Here is a 17,874-nt window from a genome sequence, read left to right on the forward strand (position 1 = left end):
TATTCGGTGTTCAGCTCCCTAGCGGAGCCTGTCAACAATGGCTAGGGTGCCGTCGATCAGCGGGTCGACACAGGGCAGGTTCAGGCGTTGCCCCAGCTCGGCAAGATAGTGCTCGCGTTCCGGTGCCGGCAGTGCCGAGGTATTCACGCATACCCCCACACAGTGAATCGCCGGATTAACCAACACGCCCAATTCAATCGTGCGGGCGATGACATCTTCGATACTGGGCAGGGGGAAGTCTTCCCAGCCGGAGATGCGCTCACGCCCGGCTTCATGGCAGACCACGAAGGCGTCGGGCTGCGAGCCGATCAACAGGCCAGTGCTGACAGAGGAATAGCCCGGATGAAACAGCCCACCCTGCCCCTCGATGACATCCCAGTGATCGGCGTCGTTGTCCGGTGAAAGGATCTCGGCGGCGCCGCTCAGGAAGTCACTCACCACGGCATCCATCGGCACGCCGCAGCCGGCGATCATGATGCCGGTCTGACCGGTGGCACGAAAATCAGCCTTCATACCCGCCGCGCGCATATCGCGCTCGACACACAGCGCCGAGTATTTCTTGCCCACAGCGCAGTCGGTACCCACCATCAACAGACGTTTGCCCCGACGCTTGGCCCCGCTGCCCACGGGCAGCGCTGCAGGAGGAACCCGGACATCGATCAACCGGGCACCATTGGCCGCTGCCAGTTCCGCCAGGCCCGGCACATCGGCCAAGCGCTTGTGCGCCCCAGCGACCAAATCCATCCCCAGGCCCAGGGCCTGTCGCAATACCGGATACCATTGCTCCGGAATATCACCCCCGACCGTAGCGGTGCCGATGACCAGCGAACGGACACCGGCGCTGGCAGCCTCCTCAAGCGTCATGTCAGCCAGGCCCAGGTCCAGCGCATCGGCAGCCAGGCGCATTTGGCCCCGGCACAGTTCCGGGCGCCACTGCACCAGGCCGGCCCCGGTTTTCGCGTAGGTTTTTCGCGACTCGCTGCCTATAAAAATCAGGTAAGGAGAGCGCATCTCAACAACTTTCATACAGATATCCTTGAGTAGTACTTGAGCTCGGTATGCGGTCGGTATGACCACTCACTGCCCGTTGTTTCACTTGCCGTTTCACAGCGCCGGATCCGGCGCGCGAACGATCCTGGCCAGCCCCAGCGTCAGCAGTGGCACAATCAACACAACGATGAACACCAGGGTCAGCAAGCCATACCCTTTTGCGATCAAGTCGATGATGCCCACCACTTCACTGGCGAACATGGCGATCAGCAGAAAAGCCAGCGACACCAACGGCCTGGCAAAGCGCGACAGTTCTCCACCTCGCTCACGCGCGCTCGCACTGAGGCGTTCATTGACCGCATGCAGGAGGGCGGTACCGGTTTCAATGAAGGTGCCGAACACCACAATCTGGAATACCACATTCAGCCAACCACTATTGAGTTGCGCCATGAGGAAGGTCGCCGGCAGCGGTTGTTCGCCGATCTCGGGATAAAAGGCCATCATGGCGATGTAGAACAGCAGCGCCGGAATGACCGCCAGCAGCCCCCCCATGAGGCCTGCTCCTACCGTTTCCCGACGCGAACGAAGGTGGGCGACGGCAAAGAGTACCGCCGGGAGTACCGCCAGGTTATAACCGGAGTAAAGCACGCCGCTGGCCGCCCAGTTCCCCATCAGCGGCTCGCCGAGGAAGGTATCGGCTATTACGCCAGAGTAGCTGGCAAAGGCCAGGACAAATAGCAGCAAGTACACGCTGTAAAGCACCAGCGACCAGGCCGACAGCACCACCTTGATCACCTCGGAGCCATTGAAGGTGAGGATGGCAATCAGCAGCATCAAGATGGCAGTGCCCCACAGCGTGGGGAGCTTCAGCGATGCCTGGGCCATTTCCCCCGCCGCAGAGCCGATCACCGACAGGATCAGCAACAACTGAATAAAAAAGGCCATTTCGAAGACCGGCCAGCCCCGGCCCAGCAGGGAACGGCAGAAGTGGCGATAATCGTAGCCCCCGGTGACACGGGCAAACTCGAAACCAGCGGCAAGCACCACACCGAAAACCAGCGCCGAAACCAGCAGGCCCAGCACGCCGCCCAACGGCCCCTGTGGGAAGAAGAACTCAATGAGCTCTCTGCCTGTGGCGTAGCCTCCGCCGATGATCACCGACTGGAAGATCAGCCCCGGTAGTACGTAGGTTCTAAACCAGGCCATGGATGCTTCCCCTAGCGCCGCACACCACTGTCACCCGGCACCGGCGTGTCTCGCACCGGATTGCGGATGGCCTTGCCAGGCAGGACAGCGGTGTCGAGCCGGCCGCCATCCACCAGTGGCACACCGTTAACCAATACATAGTCGAAGCCAGTGGACACCTGTGCCGGCTCCGCATACGTTGCGTTATCGGTGATTTCGGCGAGGTCAAACACCACGATATCGGCGTCGGCGCCGGGCTGTATCCGGCCTTTCCGGCGCATTTGCGGCACCGCATCCTGCAGGATACGGGCCGGACCGTAGCTCACCCGCTCAATAGCTTCGAGCAGGGAGAGCTTTTCCGATTCGCGCACATACTGGCGCAGGAAGCGGGAATACGCGCCCGCACTGCGCGGGTGATTGCGCGCCGTTGGTGGCAGTGGCCAGGCGGTATCGGTCACCGGCTTGTCACCCGCCATCCAGCCCATGCCGTCGGAGGCGATCACCCCTTCAGGAAACAGGACCGCCTGATCGAGATAAGCCTGATCCGCCGCCCGTTCGGTTTCCAGGAAGTGAATCACTGCCTCCTTGCCGGGCTGCTCTTTTTGCAACTGGGCAAGGCGCGCTTCATCCAGCCGCTCACCATCCACTTCAAAGCTCGCCGCGGTGGCACCACCAATGCGTTCGCGCCAATGCGGCCCACGGAACATGGCCGCGCCAATGCCCGTCGAGCCGGCCCCATAGGGATAGGCCTCGGTGCTAATGCGCAGCCCACGCTCGCGAGCGCCGGCAAGCAACGCGCCGATGGCGTCAATGTCACGCAAGCTGATCGAGTTAAGGTGAACGATGTGTGCCTGCACGCCCGTACCCGCAGCAGCCGCAACAATTTCTGCCATCGCCTCGAAGGAACTCTCTGGCTCGATCATCGACAGATAGCGCGCATGGGTGAAGGTCGGCACGTCGTAATCAGCGGCCAGCGCGGAGATTTGATAGTACTCGTGTCGCCCGGTGCCCGGGGCATATCCGAGCAATACTCCCACCCCAAGGCCGCCCTCGCGAATGCCCTGTTCGACCATGTCGGAAACGGCTTGTAACTGGGTGTCATCGGCCAGGTCGCGCTGCCATTCCAGCGAGCCGAAGTGTTCGAAGAACCAGCCAGGATTGGCTTCGGGCTGGGTTTGCTGGAATACCGCGATGCGGGCGTAAGCCCAGTTCACCGAGACACCATAGTTAATCGGGCGCCCCTCAATGCCAGCCTGGGCGTAAAAGTCGGCAATGGGTAACGAACCCGCTTCCAGATCCAATGCCGTCGTGACGCCATCAAGCGCCTGCACGCGCCCGCCCAGAATCGACTGCCCGTGGGCATGCATATCGATAAATCCCGGCGCCACAACACGCCCCCCGGCATCGATGATACGTTCGGCCTCTAGTGGCTCGCTGCTGACCGCCACAATGCGGCCGTCCTCGATACCGACATTGCGCACGGCATCCAGGCCACTTTCCGGGTCCACCACGCGGCCACCGACGATGGCAATATCGAGCGCCGCAAAAGCGGTTTGCGCCCACAACGAAACAGCCATACACAACGCCAGGCGGGGAAAAGGTTTGCTGCCGATCAAATTGGACATTTATCGTTATCTCTCTTTCTGTGGGTACAGGGTCAACGGGCTATCGCACAAGCACAGCCCAGGCAGGTCATGCCTGCGAAGCGCCGGTTTTCCCAATGCTTGCGACAACATTAGTACAGCCATATTCATCTATCAAGTAATTTATGGCTGGTTTATTATTATTTTTGGCAGCCATGATGGATGATGTTCCTGTGGACTGCCATTGATCCTGGGCAGCGCTTGAGTTATCACTGCACAAAAGCCCCGAGGAGCCCCACTTTGAAAGACAAGCCAGCCATAAAGGACGAAGCTAGCGAAGCCGCGCAGCGAGTCATGGACGCCATCGTTACCCAGAAGCTAGCGCCCAGCCAAAAAGTGTCGGAGAACATTCTCTGTGACATGTTTGGCTTCAGCCGCACACTGGCGAGAAACCTGATCGAGCGCCTGACCGCCCAGCACTTCCTGATCCCCCTGTCTCCACGGGTGACCGTAGTAGCGCCGCTCACCCTGTTGGAGATCAAGCAGAACTTCACCCTGCGCAAGATTCTGCTGCCCAAGACTTTTTCGCTGGCCGCGGCCAATCTCGATTACGCAAAACTCAAGGATCTCAATCGCAAAATTGAGACAACGCGGCCCATTACCGATGACGATACGGCACTTGAAATGCTCAAGAGAAACAAGGAGCTCAACCTCACTTTGTGCGGCGAAGCAGGTTACCCACTCATGCTCGAATGGGCGCGGCAGCTGGAAGATACCGCCATGCGCATCTACTGGCTTTACCTCAAAAGCCGCGGGCACCTGCCCTACACCAGTGAGCAACAGGGCCTGCTACTGGATGTCATGAAAAGCGACGAGACCAGCAAGATCCAGGAGGCCATTCTGTCGACACTCTCACAAAGCGAGGAACGCATACTGAATGCCATCTTCACTCACGAGCAGTTTTACACGCAGGATCTGAAAATCTGAATTAGCACCAGGGGCACGATGGCCAGCTACCAACCACCAAAGCGCGGCCACTTGGCCACCACATTCAGGCTACCTTCTTCCACCACCTGGTAGTGGTCGTGCTGCGCTGCCGTGGCACACGCATGGTTGGGCAGAATACGCACTCGCGTACCGATGGGCAGATCCAGCAAAGGGTTAAACCCACCATCGCGCGCCCCAATCATTGCGTGCTCCTGATTGGCGCCGACAATAATCAGGTCGTCGCACGGCCTGCCATGGATGTCGCACACCAGGCCGTAGCCCTGATCGATGTCCTGTCCGGCGGTTCCACGATCACGCGACAGTGCCATCCAGCCAGCATCGACAAGCACCCAGCCGCGCGCCGGCTGGTGCCCGATCACCGTGGCCAGAACGGAAAGCGCAATGTCGTCGACCTGGCAAACACCAATGCCGGCCATCACCAGATCAAAGAACACAAAGACGCCGGCCCTGACCTCTGTAACGCCGGAAAAGTCCCTGCCGAACAAGGCTGTCGGCGTGGAGCCAACCGACACCACCGGGCAGGGCAAACCTGCGGCCCGCAAAGTGGCCGCGCAACTTACCGCCGCGGCCCGTTCACGCTCAGCCCAGGCAGGTAAATCCTTGGGGCTGCGAGCCTGGTAACTGCCTCCCGCATGAGTGAGAACACCACGCAGTTCAGCTCCGCCATCACACAGGAGCCGGGCAATGGCCAGCAAGGTATTCGTGTCCGCCGGCGCCACGCCGGCACGGTGCCCGTCGCTGTCAATTTCGATGAGGGCGGGAATGGCGATGCCAGCGCGTTGACTGGCATCCACCACCAGCAAGGCTTGCTCGGGTGTGTCCAGGATCACGGCCAGGTCTATGCCAGAGGCGCGCAATGCCACTACTCGGTCCAGCTTGCCTGGGGCGATGCCCACGGCATAGATCATGTCGCGGATTCCCGCGGCGGCAAACTGTTCTGCCTCTTTCAGTGTAGACACCGTGGCCGGCCCCATCACGCCGCCCATCACACGGCTCGCCACGGGTACCGACTTGGCGGTTTTCAGGTGGGGACGCAATGCCGGCCCATCAGCACCCAGGTGCGTGCGCAGGCGCTTTATGTTGCGGTCCATCTTCCCGCCATGCAGAACCAGGCAGGGAGTGTCCACCGTGAGTAATGAGGCCGAGCTTTGGAACATCATTGGTGTTTGCTCCCCCGGTGAACGATTGCTTGCCGCCATACGTCCCGAAACATCCCTGCCGTTACCGCAGCACTCGCTGTGCAGAACCGGCCGGCATATCGCCCACCATAACCGGGAGCGATATCCGCGATGGATAGTCCGGGCCATGGTAAAGGGTAAGGCGGGGTTGATGATCGATGTTGCGCGATTCGAAAGCACCGGTGTCCGCGCCGGCCAAAGCCACCTGTAAACGCGAGCCCTCGGTCAATCTCATCGCGGTGACATACAGCGTCATGTCGATGCGCGCGACCTCTCCTGGCACAAGCGGCTGCGCATGGCGACGCAAGTAACTACGCCCTGCCCCATCCACGCGATAGGGAACATCAACGTCCACTCCCTTGCGATGAATGGCGCGCAACACGCCCTCAGTGACATAGGTCACTCTACCATCGGGGCCCACTGACTCAAGGTAGACATGGAGATTGGGATCGGCAACCGAGGCACTGAGATAAAGGCTGAGCTGCACATTACCCACCACTTCGATATCCCGCGCCAGCGGTTCGCCCTGGAAGCGCAGCACCTTGCCGGCTTGATCAATCCGATTGGTATAGACAACGTCCGGTCCGCCCAACTGGGTGTGCCAGCGCGTCTGCAGCCCGGTGCTGGCGGTAAAATCCACAGCCAGGGACTGGCTTCCATTGACAACCGGTGTTTTCGGCTGCAGGCGTTGATCACCAGCGAGGTAGTAGTCCCAGCGGTCACGCTGGAGCGGCGGCCAAACCTCGCTGAAGCGCCAACCACCACCGTTCATAATGTGGTACCGGATACCTTCTACCGGGGGCGCACCACGGCCTTTCAGGTAGTAGGCGAAAAAGGCTTCTACCGCGCCATAGTGTTCGTCGAAGCTCCACAGCGGTGGCCTGTGAATGTCAGCAAAAGGATCGGTGTCGTGATCACCGCCATGACTGAACGGCGCCAGGATCAAGCTCTGCGGATTGCTGAAATGGGTATAACGTGCCAGCGCACCATCCGCGGTAGCCGCGTCCAGCCAGCCAGCAATCACGAACATCGGCACCCCGGAACGCTCGATATCGGCCCGACGCGCGTAGGCCTGGGAATCTGCCATGGTCCAGGGGGTGTCGGCATAGGGAGAATCGCGAAACTCCAGTTCGCGCACCGCCTGTTGCACATCGGGCGTGTTGTGCTGCGCAACGGCCTGGGCGAGCCGGGCGCCCCTCGCATCACCATCCACCGGCTTCACACCACCGTAGAGGTGTCCTGCCAGCCTACAGCGCAGTGCAGCCAGCCATCCGCTTGCCCCAGGCCAGGCCAGGGCACAGACATCATTGCGATCCATCGCCGAAACAGCATCGCTCCAGGCGGCGATGAAACCCGGCTGGTAGATGCCCCCCGGCGTTGCCAGGTGATACTGCGCATCGAAATCACTGTAGAGCGGTGCCACCGCCTTGAGAGCGGGGTGCTGCACTGTTGTCATGAGTTCCGCCGAGGTACCAACATAAGACACGCCCAGCGCACCCACCTTGCCGTTTGACCAGCCCCGCGACACGATCCAGTCGATCACCGCACGGTAGTCCGCTATCTCGGTGGGTGAATACTCCATCCGGTGTACACCGTAGGACGCGCCGGTACCACGCACATCCACCGTCACCACGGCGTAACCGCGGGGGTTGAAAAACGCCGGATACTCACCGGGCAAAACCCCAGGTGCCGCCATACCCAGCCAGTGCAGCAGGCGCCCCAGCGGGGTAACCCGCTGCGCGCGCCAGTAGCGGGTGCCAGCGATCAGCGCCGGCACGGTCTCGCCGGCAGCCAGTGACTCAGGTAACCACACATCAATGGCAATAGCGGTGCCATCGTCAGCGGTGACATACAGCGATTGATTACGCTGCTCGCCAGAAGGTGTCACCTGCTCACCCGGAAGCGAGCTGAACTGGGCGACTAGCACAACCACCACCAGCGCGCCGCCCATCAACGCCGCCCCTGCGGCTATGGCTTTTTTCAGCCTCACCTCAACCTCCCGACACCTGTCCTGCCAATACATCCCGACCCACTAGCGGCCAGCCTCCAGCGCCTTCATTGCCAGCGGACGCACTTTGCTGACCAGGCTGTACAGGTATTTACCCGGTTCTTCATTGACCACGTAATGGGCCGAATGCTCGAAAGCTACATACTCTTTCACCGGTGCCTGCACGCGTTCAAACCACGGCTTCACCAACGTAGTGGGGGTTTGCCAGTCGTGTTCACCCTGAAAAATAAACACTGGAACCTCAAAGACGTAGTCTTCCGGGTAGGACACTTCATAGTCATAGAGATCCAGCAGCAACGCCTGCGTGGTGGGTGAGCGGGGTGGCGGGAAGAACTTGCGGTACAGATCAGCCCAGCTGAGGTCCGGAGACAACACCGCATCCAGCATCAAGTGGGAATGCAAGTAGTCCTGTGGATCACGCAGCGCGTAAATTGAGGTTGAGAATTTGCCAAGGTGGCGCTGGATCTGCTCAATGTACTGCCCCCCCTCGGCCGCCTCCGGCCATTGAGCGGGTATAGCCTCCAATGCCGCCAGGGTTTCGGCATCGCCCTGTTCGCGCGCCGCCTCGGTCATAAGCCTGCGACTCTCATCGAACCCTGATTGCCAACCCAGCCCCTGGCCCACGCCGACATAGGCCGAAACCAGGTCCGGGCGCTGGGCAATCACCTTCAGGCCCAGGTTGGTACCCCAGCTATGCCCGACCAACACCACCTGTGGCTGCCCGAAGCGTTCGGTGACATTTTCCAGCAAGGCGATGGTGTCATCGACCATACGCTGAAAGCCCACGCCTTCTGCAGTCGCGGCATCGCCATAGGACCGGCCAGCGCCGCGCTGGTCCCATTCCACCAGGGTGAAATACTCGGTGAGCGGCAGCAGCATACGGTGGGTCATCGAGGTCAGCGCCCCCCCCGGCCCGCCGTGCAGGTCCACCAGCAGGGGGTTGTCAATGTCGCGACCACGGATACGGACAAACTGCCGGGCACCGCCGAGTGTCAGGTAGCCGGACTCGTCTATCCCGCCACCGTCAACGTTGAGCCAGAGCGAATTGCGGTTCATCTGCTTGCCAGTTTCGACCAAAAACCATGTGGTGGCCGCTGCACTGACGAACGCCAGCAACAGGGCAAGTAGCAGCGTGGAGAAGCGTCTTGCGATGCGTCTATTCACTGTGGCCACCCACCTCGTCCTGCCCGAACAGGCGTCCGGCCTGCGCTTTCAGGCTCACCTTATCGATTTTGCCGATGGGCAGCAGGGGCAGGCTGACTTCTACCCGAAAGTGCTTTGGCACCTTGTAGTTTGCCAGGCGGGCGCGGCAGTGCTGCTCCAGAACCTGTGTTGCAACCTGGCCCTGCGGTGCACAGACAAAGGCCACACCAACCTCTTGCCACAGCGCATCTTCGACACTGACCACGGCAGCGGCGCTGACGCCGTCCAGTTCTTCCAGCACTGCCTCGATTTCGCGCGGATACACGTTATAGCCACCAGACTTATACATCTCCTTTACCCGCCCCACGATGCACAGGTTGCCATCGCTCCGCCAGATGGCGATATCGCCGGTACGGAACCACCCCTGCTGGGTGAACGCCGCCTCGGTGGCTGCCGGGTTGCGCCAGTAGCCGAGGGTCAACTGATCGCTGCGGGTATACACCTCCCCGACCTGGCCGGGGGGAACAACGCATCCCTCTTCGTCGCACAGGCGCACACTCACGCCGGGAAAGGGACGGCCCACCGTCTGTGTGAGCAGCGCCACGTCATCGGTCGGAGGCAAGGCGGTAATGGCGCTGGTGGTCTCTGTCATGCCGTAGTTGGTGGCCAAACGAGGGCAGATATCGCGCAGCGCCCTGGCCACCTCCACGGGCATCGCCGCGCCCTCCCAAACAATCAACTGCAGGCTGGACAGGTCGATCTCGTGTATCTGCGGCAAGGCCAGCTGTAACATGAATACGCTGGGCACAGAGCCCCACAGCGTCAGCTTTTCACGCTCGATGCATTGCAGCGCCTGGAGCGGATCGAACTGCTCCATGAGTACCATGGCGCCACCGGCCACCAGGCAGGGAGCGAACATATCCACCAGACTGCCGATATGATTGATGGGAAAGTAATTGAGTACTCGGTGCGGCGAGAGGGGCCACAACACGTTCTGCCGGCGTGCAAATCGATTGATGGCGGCGCCACTTAGCATGGCGCCCTTGGGAACGCCTGTAGAGCCCGAGGTATAAACCAGTACTGCGGCCTGTTCGCCATCAGATGCATCAGCTTCGGCCGGCACAGCACGCACCGGGTGCGCATCAATCCAGACATCCAGGGCAGGTGCGCCACCGGTTCGGGTTAACGCCACCAGTTGACAGTCATCCAGCCCCGCTTCATGCACCACTGCCTGCATGGCAGTGGTGTCATCAATGGCTGCGCTACCAGGCTCGAAGAATACCAGGCTCGGGCCTGCGTCACGCAGTACCTGTACCAGCTCCCGCGACTGGTATTTCGGGTTTAACCCCAGCCAGATCGCCCCAAGGCGATTGGCTCCAAGAAACGTCTCCACAAAGGCGATAGACGGCCCTGACAGGGTCGCCACGCGATCCCCAGGCTTAATCCCGGCAGCTGCCATTGCCACCGCAATGGCCTCCACACGCCGTGCGAGCTGCGCATAGCTGAGACGCATCTCGCCCTGGATCACCGCTTCGGCATTCGGTGTTTGGTGCGCCCAATGCGCGAGATACTGCCAAGGGCAGGAAAAATCTACTGTGTCGGTCAATCGACTACTCCCATCACGCACGAGTCCCGGGTGCCACCGACACCCGGGACTCGATCCTGTCAAAACGTATTGTATTGCAGCTCAATACCCAGCGTGCGCGGCTGGATGTAGTTTGAGTACACCAGGGGGCTATTAAAACCTGGGCTCCAACGCTGGGTGGTGGCTTCCTCGTTGGCCAGGTTGCGACCGAACAGGTATACCGCCCAATCGCCGCGATCGAGCCCCAGGCGCAGGTTCATCATGCTGTAGGCATCGTTCTGGTAGCGCGGGGTGTTGGGCGAATCCGAGAAGGTCTGGTCACGGTAGGCATAGGTAAATACAGCGCTTGCCTCCCAGTTGTTGACCACTGGCCAGCGGGCATCGAGCGTCGTGCCCACGGTGTACTCCGGGATGTTCTCGATCGACGCACCTGACTGCACAATAACCTCGCCGAAGTTATCGAAAACATCATCCTTGATCTCGGAATCAACGTAGGAGGCATTGGCGGACCAACGCCAGATATCATTGATAGCCCAGGCAAACTCCACCTCGCCGCCGGTAGAAGACGCTTCGCCGGCATTATCCCGGTAGGCATAGAGCGAATCAGATGTGGCCAGTCCCAGTATGATGTCGTCCCAGCTGTTGTGATACAGGTAGGCGTTCAGGGTCACCGCGCCATCGGCCAGGGTGCTCTTCACCCCCACTTCGTAGGACCACAGTTCCTCCGGCCCAACCAGTGCTGACACTTCCTCGGGATAGAGAGAGGCCACCTCGTTGATGCCCCCCGAGCGGAAGCCGTTGGCAATGGTTGCGTAGAGCAGCGCATGGTCATTCTGCCAGGTCAGGGTCACTTTGGGGCTGAAATGATCGGCACTGCCGGAAACTTTCTCACTGACACCGGCCACCGTGCCAAAAATCACTGAGTCGTCCTCGATACTGTAGCGTTCGATGTCATCTTCGTAATAGCGGCCACCCAACTGCACGGACCATCGCTCGCTCAAGGCGTAGTCCAGTTCAGCAAACACCGCCCAGGCTTTGCGATCGATGTAGGGTTTTAGGGTGGTGAACTCTTCAAAATCCCAGGCGGGAATCTGGAAGTAAAATGCATCGGAGAATTCGCGTTCGGATGTTTTGTAGAAAGCACCGACCAGCCAATCCAGGCGATTGTCGCCATTGCTCTGCAGGCGCAATTCCTGGGTGAATTCCTCGGCAATACCGCGTTCACTGGAACGCGCAGTGCCCGGCACACCAAAGAACAATACATCATTGGGCGACAGATCGGTTTCTTCCTGAGAGTCCTGATCGAAGTAGGACCAGGCTGACACCAGCGAGAACGCATCGAAGTCATAGTTCAGGGTGATATTGAAGATATCGTATTCATCTTCCAGGGTAGACAGCTCCTGGATCGGAGAAAAGGTAAGGCCCGATCCGGGAACCACCTCCACCGACGACGGCTCAACGGTGCTGGGTGAGGTTTGGCCCCAGGTGTTGCCCAGATCGATAGCGTGGTGCAGGTAGGCAAAATCCAGTGTAGCGCGCTCGCCCTGATAACGGACGCCAAGGCGGGCATCCAGCGATTCGTTAGTGTTGGTATCGTCCTTGTCAATTTCAGGCGCGTCCACCCAACCGCCCAGATCCTGCAGGGTGAATGACATGCGCGCCGCCCACTTGTCACTGAGCGGCAGGTTAAGCACACCTTTGGCGCCCCAGCCACCATCGCCGCCATCAACAGATTGATACTGTGTCGAAATACGACCATACAGTGCGCTGGCATCCGGCTTGTTGCTGATTACCCGAATTGTTCCCGCCATGGAGCCCTCACCAAACAGGGTGCCCTGCGGACCACGCAACACCTCCACATGCTGGGCATCCCACATGGCAACTTCGGGCAGCGACCCTGCGTAGGCAGAAATGGGAACCTCATCAATGTAGTAGCCGACCACCCCCGTACCGTCCAGGCCATGGTCGGTGGAGGTCACCCCCCGGATGGCGGCCGACAGTTTTCCAGGGCTGGTGGACACCAGTTCGAGGCCGGGCGTTTGGTCTCTCAGATCTTCCAACGCCAGAATACCGCGCGCTTCCATGCCTTCGCCGGTGATGGCAAAAATGCTGACTGGGATGTCCTGGGCGGACTGCTCACGCTTCTGCGCTGTCACAATCACTTCCTCCAGCGCAACAGTACCGCCTTCAAGCGCCCTGGCTGATTGAATAGCTCCAAACAGAGCAATTAGTGATACCGCCGTACTCAGGTAACGGGTAGTTGTTGCATGACTCATGTTCAAACTCCACTCAGAGAAAATCACTGTCGTTATTGTGTAAACCCGGCTTTGCGACGCGGGCTCTCGTCAATCCGTACCGGGCTTGCGTTGCGCCCCACTCGCGGGGTGAGCAACACCAGCAAAATCGCCATGACCGCGACATAGGACGCGACTTCCATCGGCGCCGAAAGAACACCCAGCACCAGCATGACCAGTGAAACGCCGACCAGCGCACCGCCATTCCAACGCAGTGTTTTTTCGGAAAATCGGTAGCTGGCCTGCTGATAGGTTTGGGGCGCGCGCCGAGGTAGCCAATAGGCTGCAACGGCTGACAGCGTCTGAAACACAACGAAGCCGATAACCGTCGTAATGGCATACGCCTGAATACTCGAATCAACCGCTATACAAGCAAATGACAGCAGCCCAATGAGCGCGATGGCTGGCCGGGGCGTATCCTGCTCTCCCGAGGTAGCACCCAACTTGCGAGGCAACACATCATCGCGCGACAGCAACAGCACATCGCGAGACACCATCATCAGTACGCCGTTGACAGAGGTCGCCGCTGCCAGCAAGGCACTCAGCGCGACGAGCTGCGCAAAACGCTCTCCGGCAATGCCGCTCGCCACTGTCATAACCGGTGCCACGGCCTGCGCAAGTTGCTGCTGGGATGAGCCAGCCAGCAATGCAAAGGTAACCAGCAGATAAATGATCAGAATGAGCGCAAAGCCGATGCCAAGGGTAAGCGGCAGGGTGCGTTCGGGCGTGCGCATGTCCCCCGCAAGCTCTCCGATAAGCGTAAATCCCAGGAACGAGAAGTAGGCGGGAACAATGCCCAGCACGATCGCGCCTAGGGTATTGACCGACACCGCAGCGTGCTGCCGCAGGCCGTCGCCCTGCACCCCCAGGATACCGAAGACCAGCAACACCAAGATAAAGGCGAGGGACATAACCACCTGAGCCGCTACGGCGGTGCGCGTGCCGGCGAGATTCATCACGGTCAGCACCGCCACCAGGCTCACGGCCAGCGTCAGGGCGTGTCCGTCAAACATCGGCCAAAGTGCCACCGCGTAAGCGGCAAAGCCGTGCGCAAGTAGCGCAACCGCGACTATCGACGCCGTGAGTACCGCCAACGCGGCAACCACACCCGCGGCGGGAGACAACAGTTCACGCACAGCAACGTAGCCGGCACCGGCAACGGGAAAGGCACACGCCAACTGGATAGTGGGAACACAGCCGACCACGGCCAACACTGCCGCAATTGCAAATGACAGCAGTACCCCGGCACCTGACGATGACGCCAGTTCCGCCGGAACAGTGTAAATCGACGCCCCCACCACAAACCCCACCAGGGTAAAGATGGCGGCGGGTAAGCCGATCACGCGCTGCGTGTTTGTCATACCTTGCTTGCCTCCCATGTTCGCCGACGCCAGCAGCGCCGCCGATTTGATCGATGGTTATTTTTTTGTCCATCGGTCAGTTTTGTGTTGTAATGCTAACTGCTACTCACAGCACAGGCAACAGGGAATCTATGATTTATTCTGTCGACAACCGTATCGCGACCATCACGCTGGATCGCCCGGATCAGCTGAACACCTTCCGGGAGCAGGATTACGCAACGCTGGAGAATCTGCTGCAGCGTTTTATTGACGACGACGCAGCCGCGGTACTCATTCTTACCGCCACGGGCAAAGCCTTTAGCGCAGGCCAGGATCTCAACGAGCTCACCGGCGACAAGGCTTTTGACACGACTCACCAGGCGACTCAGCTCGCACGTTTGCAAAATTTGACGCGTCTGCTTGCCGGGACCAATAAACCCACTATCACTGCGCTCAATGGTTTTGCTGTCGGCGTTGGGCTGGAGTTGGCCCTGGCCAGTGATTTTCGCCTGGCGACATCAAACGCCTACTTTATGTTTGCCGAGGCGCAGCGGGGGTTGTTCCAGACCAATGGCGTGCTCTACTTTCTACCGCGTCTCATCGGCTTGGCGCGGGCCAAGGAAATGCTGCTCACAGGTGACAAATACTCAGCGGACTACGCACTGAGCGCCGGCCTGATCCACCGCATCAGCGCCGATGACGCCCTGCTTGCCGATGCCCGGGCACTGGCGGAGCGATTGCGCGACAACTCCCCCCTGAGCATTCAGCTTATCCAGCATGCCCTGGCAGCAACCTACGACACATCGCTGGAAGAGATGTTGGAGCTTGAAGTGGCGGGCAATCTGGAAGTGTTCGCCAGCACGGATTTTATCGAGGGCGTACAGTCCTTCCTGCAGAAGCGTGACCCGGCCTACAGTAAGGGATAGCGGCCAGCCGGAGGAGCGGGCAGTCAGCGCGCCGACAGCCCGCTTTCAAGCATTGTGGCCAGCACCGCACCTGCGGCGATAAGGTCCACTGAGGTCGGGTCGACGGCGTACAGTTCCATCAATCCATCCAGCGCACCCTGAATGACATCGGCGACAGCAGCAGCGTTTACCTCGCCCACCTCGCCCTCTTCTTGTGCCTGGCGAATCAGCGCCACCAGCATTTCGCGCGTGCGCTGGCTAACCCTGGCAACAAATTCCCGCTTTTCTTCCAACTGGCCGAAGCAGCCAATAACATCCACGTAGAGCGCATAATCTTCCCGATGCGCCGCCACATACTCAAGGCTGGCGATGGGTATCTGTAGCAGCTTGGCTTTAGCGCGTTGTTCAATATCCACGCGCGCCCACAAAAATTCGCTATACCCCCTCAAGACCCTGGAAAGCACCGCTTTGCCGAGTTCGGCCTTGCTGCTGAAGTGGTACAACACCACGCCTTTGCTGACCCCGGCCTCTTTCGCAATACGGGCGAGCGAGGCCTTCTCATAGCCCAGTTCTCGGAACAAGCGCACGCCAATGTCCAGGAACTGCTGTCGCCGCGACTCCTCGATAAATGTGAGTTTTTCCGAACGCTTGCGCGTCGCATTACTGCTGCCAGCGGTTGTGCGGCCCATGTGGATTACCCTGCCAATGAGCCGGTTATGTTACACCCAATCCCCCGATGCGGCACCCGCAACCGCTACCGCCAACCCCAGTGGCTCAAGTAAAGTAATTGAATCCAATCAGGTTCCAATGCTGGAAGAACCACAAACCCAACAAGCCCGTCAGTGACACCATCGTGTGCCAGAGCCGCGCCCACCCACTGGCCAGTAGCCCGCTTTGCCAAACCCTGATGGACAGGTAACAGTGGCACAACACCAGTGGCACCAATAACAGGGGGAAGAACAGCGCCAGTTTGATGGCCAGGGGGTACCCATAAAGCATGGCGGACACCCCACCGCGAACACCAAGTCCTGCCCACAGGAAGAAACACAAGGCACACACGGCAACGGCCAATGACACCCACTCTACTCGCTGTTCCGCCAGCCCCGGTGACCGGTGCCGCCAGCATCGATAAGCAGCGCGCACCAGCACCAACGAGGCCACAAGCACCAGGCAGCCCATCACCATCATGTTGAATCGCCAGGTATCCGGGAAGGGTGCCCGGTAGTACTCGACCACACCGTCGCCGTCGCGCACAAAGCCGGCGATGCCACCGGCTCCATCAGCCTGGAAGGCGATACGCTCGGGGCCACGCTCTTCCCGAAACAGGTTGCGCCCCACTTCAACGTAGCGCTCACCATCAATCAGCAGCGCGCCATCAGGGCTGGTCATCACCTCTGTGCCCCCCATTGAGCGCAAAATAGATTCCAATGTTGAATAGTTGCTACGGGAGCTGTGATAAACGCCCGCGTAAGCTCTTGCTCGTGCGGCGAGCTCCTGTGGCGGCTCAATCGGCGACTCAATCAGCGACACAGGACGGCGGTAAAAATAGCTGTAGAAGGCGCTCACAAAATGCTTGGACACCTGCCTCCCACCGGGTCCGGCGAACGAGGAGAACAGCATGAAGTCCTCGGCCTTGGACAGGTAGAAGTGGGAGCTGAAAGCAAATGTGTTGCCATCGTGGCCAAAGCTGTTAAAGCCGTCTGGGCCAAACTCGCGCTTCAGGAAGCCAAGCCCTACACCGCGCAAACGCGGATCTTTGACGTAGCCTTCGTCGAGCATTTGCTGCAACGTCTCTGGCCGCAGGATGCGTCGCCCCTCCCAACTGCCTTCGTTCAACAGGGCACGCGCAAACAGGGTCATGTCATGCGCCGATACCGAAACCGCACCCGCGGGCGCAAAGTTGGAAATAATCTCAAATGGCTTCTCCACATAGCGCCCGGCCCGCAAGGCATAAGCCCGCGTCATCAACTTGTCCAGCTCTGGCGGCAAGGGCTCGCGGAAACTGGCATGGGCCATGCCCAGCGCATCGAAGATATTGCGCTGAACATAATCACTGAATGTCATCCCCGAAACGTTGGCAACGATCAGTCCAGCCAGCGCCGACGCCCAGTTGGAGTAGGCAGCACGCTCGCCCGGTGGCGTTACCCGCCTTGGCTGGTAGCGTGCCAGCGATGCCGCCAAAGGCCGGATACCGGCTGGATCATCCAGGATCAGATAACCCAGCGCGCCATCCTCAAAACCCGCCGTGTGCGTCATGATGTGGCGCAATGTAACCGGCTGACCGGGAAAGGTATCCGGTATGACGAAGGTACGCAGGTACGTATTCACATCGGCGTCGAGACTCAGCCTGCCCTGCTCAACCAGTTGCATAACTGCAATCCAGGTAAACAGCTTGGAGATGGAGCCCGCGCGGAACAGACTGTCGCGCCCGTTGACCGGAATACGCCGGTCAATATCCTGATAACCGTAGCCCTTCTGCAGGATAACCTTGCCGCCTTTCATGACAGCAACCACGCCGGCTGAGGCATGCAAATCCTGCATCGCCTGCCTGACCGCGCCGTCAACAAAGGCTTCAACGACTACCGGATCACTGACATCGGGGGCCATTGCGGCCCCGGCAGCGGCGCCGGCGGACCATAGCGAGATGGCCACGCC

Annotated in this window: 13 protein-coding genes; 2 read left to right on the top strand and 11 right to left on the bottom strand. The window is 59.9% G+C overall.

Annotation, left to right across the window (positions count from 1 at the left end):
* Positions 1-18 precede the first annotated feature (18 nt).
* The 3 genes from DDZ17_RS05150 to DDZ17_RS05160 all read right to left on the bottom strand — a co-directional run bounded on the left by DDZ17_RS05150 (position 19) and on the right by DDZ17_RS05160 (position 3,800).
* The gene (locus DDZ17_RS05150) at positions 19-1,026 is read right to left on the bottom strand and encodes an N-acetyltransferase DgcN family protein (RefSeq protein WP_116364824.1); all 1,008 of its coding nucleotides are present in this window, start codon (positions 1,024-1,026) and stop codon (positions 19-21) included.
* A 78-nt stretch (positions 1,027-1,104) separates the two neighbouring features.
* A complete protein-coding gene (locus DDZ17_RS05155; RefSeq protein ID WP_116364825.1) occupies positions 1,105-2,196 on the bottom strand; it encodes a YkvI family membrane protein in 1,092 nt (363 codons plus the stop codon).
* An 11-nt stretch (positions 2,197-2,207) separates the two neighbouring features.
* Entirely contained in the window at positions 2,208-3,800 is a 1,593-nt protein-coding gene (locus DDZ17_RS05160; protein ID WP_116364826.1) for an amidohydrolase family protein, read from the bottom strand.
* A 258-nt stretch (positions 3,801-4,058) separates the two neighbouring features.
* On the opposite strand from DDZ17_RS05160, the gene DDZ17_RS05165 reads away from it, so the two are divergent.
* Positions 4,059-4,745 carry a GntR family transcriptional regulator gene (locus DDZ17_RS05165; protein WP_206613442.1) on the top strand — a complete coding sequence of 229 codons (687 nt, stop codon included), beginning with the start codon at positions 4,059-4,061 and terminating at the stop codon, positions 4,743-4,745.
* 26 nt (positions 4,746-4,771) lie between these two features.
* Here the strand turns inward: DDZ17_RS05165 and DDZ17_RS05170 are convergent, their stop codons facing one another.
* From DDZ17_RS05170 to DDZ17_RS05195, 6 genes are all read right to left on the bottom strand, one after another.
* A complete protein-coding gene (locus DDZ17_RS05170) occupies positions 4,772-5,926 on the bottom strand; it encodes an alanine racemase (protein WP_116364827.1) in 1,155 nt (384 codons plus the stop codon).
* A gap of 61 nt (positions 5,927-5,987) precedes the next feature.
* Positions 5,988-7,934 (bottom strand): CocE/NonD family hydrolase, encoded by a 1,947-nt coding sequence (locus tag DDZ17_RS05175; protein WP_157976454.1) that lies wholly within the window; start codon positions 7,932-7,934, stop codon positions 5,988-5,990.
* A gap of 42 nt (positions 7,935-7,976) precedes the next feature.
* Positions 7,977-9,125 carry an alpha/beta hydrolase gene (locus DDZ17_RS05180; protein ID WP_157976455.1) on the bottom strand — a complete coding sequence of 383 codons (1,149 nt, stop codon included), beginning with the start codon at positions 9,123-9,125 and terminating at the stop codon, positions 7,977-7,979.
* Positions 9,109-10,701, bottom strand: coding sequence for a class I adenylate-forming enzyme family protein (locus DDZ17_RS05185; RefSeq protein ID WP_157976456.1), 1,593 nt, complete (start codon positions 10,699-10,701; stop codon positions 9,109-9,111). The genes DDZ17_RS05180 and DDZ17_RS05185 overlap by 17 nt, the downstream gene beginning before the upstream one ends.
* Positions 10,702-10,760: 59 nt before the next feature.
* Positions 10,761-12,836, bottom strand: a complete 2,076-nt coding sequence (locus DDZ17_RS05190) for a TonB-dependent receptor (protein ID WP_170150152.1) — start codon at positions 12,834-12,836, stop codon at positions 10,761-10,763.
* A gap of 152 nt (positions 12,837-12,988) precedes the next feature.
* Positions 12,989-14,335, bottom strand: coding sequence for an APC family permease (locus DDZ17_RS05195; RefSeq protein ID WP_157976457.1), 1,347 nt, complete (start codon positions 14,333-14,335; stop codon positions 12,989-12,991).
* Between the two features lie 65 nt (positions 14,336-14,400).
* Here DDZ17_RS05195 and DDZ17_RS05200 point away from each other — a divergent pair, with 65 nt between their 5' ends.
* On the top strand, positions 14,401-15,240 hold the full coding sequence (locus DDZ17_RS05200; protein ID WP_157976458.1) for an enoyl-CoA hydratase/isomerase family protein: 840 nt from the start codon (positions 14,401-14,403) through the stop codon (positions 15,238-15,240).
* Between the two features lie 23 nt (positions 15,241-15,263).
* On the opposite strand, the gene DDZ17_RS05205 is transcribed toward DDZ17_RS05200, so the two are convergent.
* Together DDZ17_RS05205 and DDZ17_RS05210 are read right to left on the bottom strand one after the other, a co-directional pair.
* The gene (locus DDZ17_RS05205) at positions 15,264-15,908 is read right to left on the bottom strand and encodes a TetR/AcrR family transcriptional regulator (RefSeq protein WP_116364834.1); all 645 of its coding nucleotides are present in this window, start codon (positions 15,906-15,908) and stop codon (positions 15,264-15,266) included.
* 85 nt (positions 15,909-15,993) lie between these two features.
* The gene (locus DDZ17_RS05210) at positions 15,994-17,871 is read right to left on the bottom strand and encodes a serine hydrolase domain-containing protein (protein ID WP_157976459.1); all 1,878 of its coding nucleotides are present in this window, start codon (positions 17,869-17,871) and stop codon (positions 15,994-15,996) included.
* Positions 17,872-17,874: the final 3 nt, after the last annotated feature.

The sequence above is a fragment of the Parahaliea mediterranea genome (genome assembly GCF_003402235.1).
Lineage (GTDB): Bacteria > Pseudomonadota > Gammaproteobacteria > Pseudomonadales > Halieaceae > Parahaliea > Parahaliea mediterranea.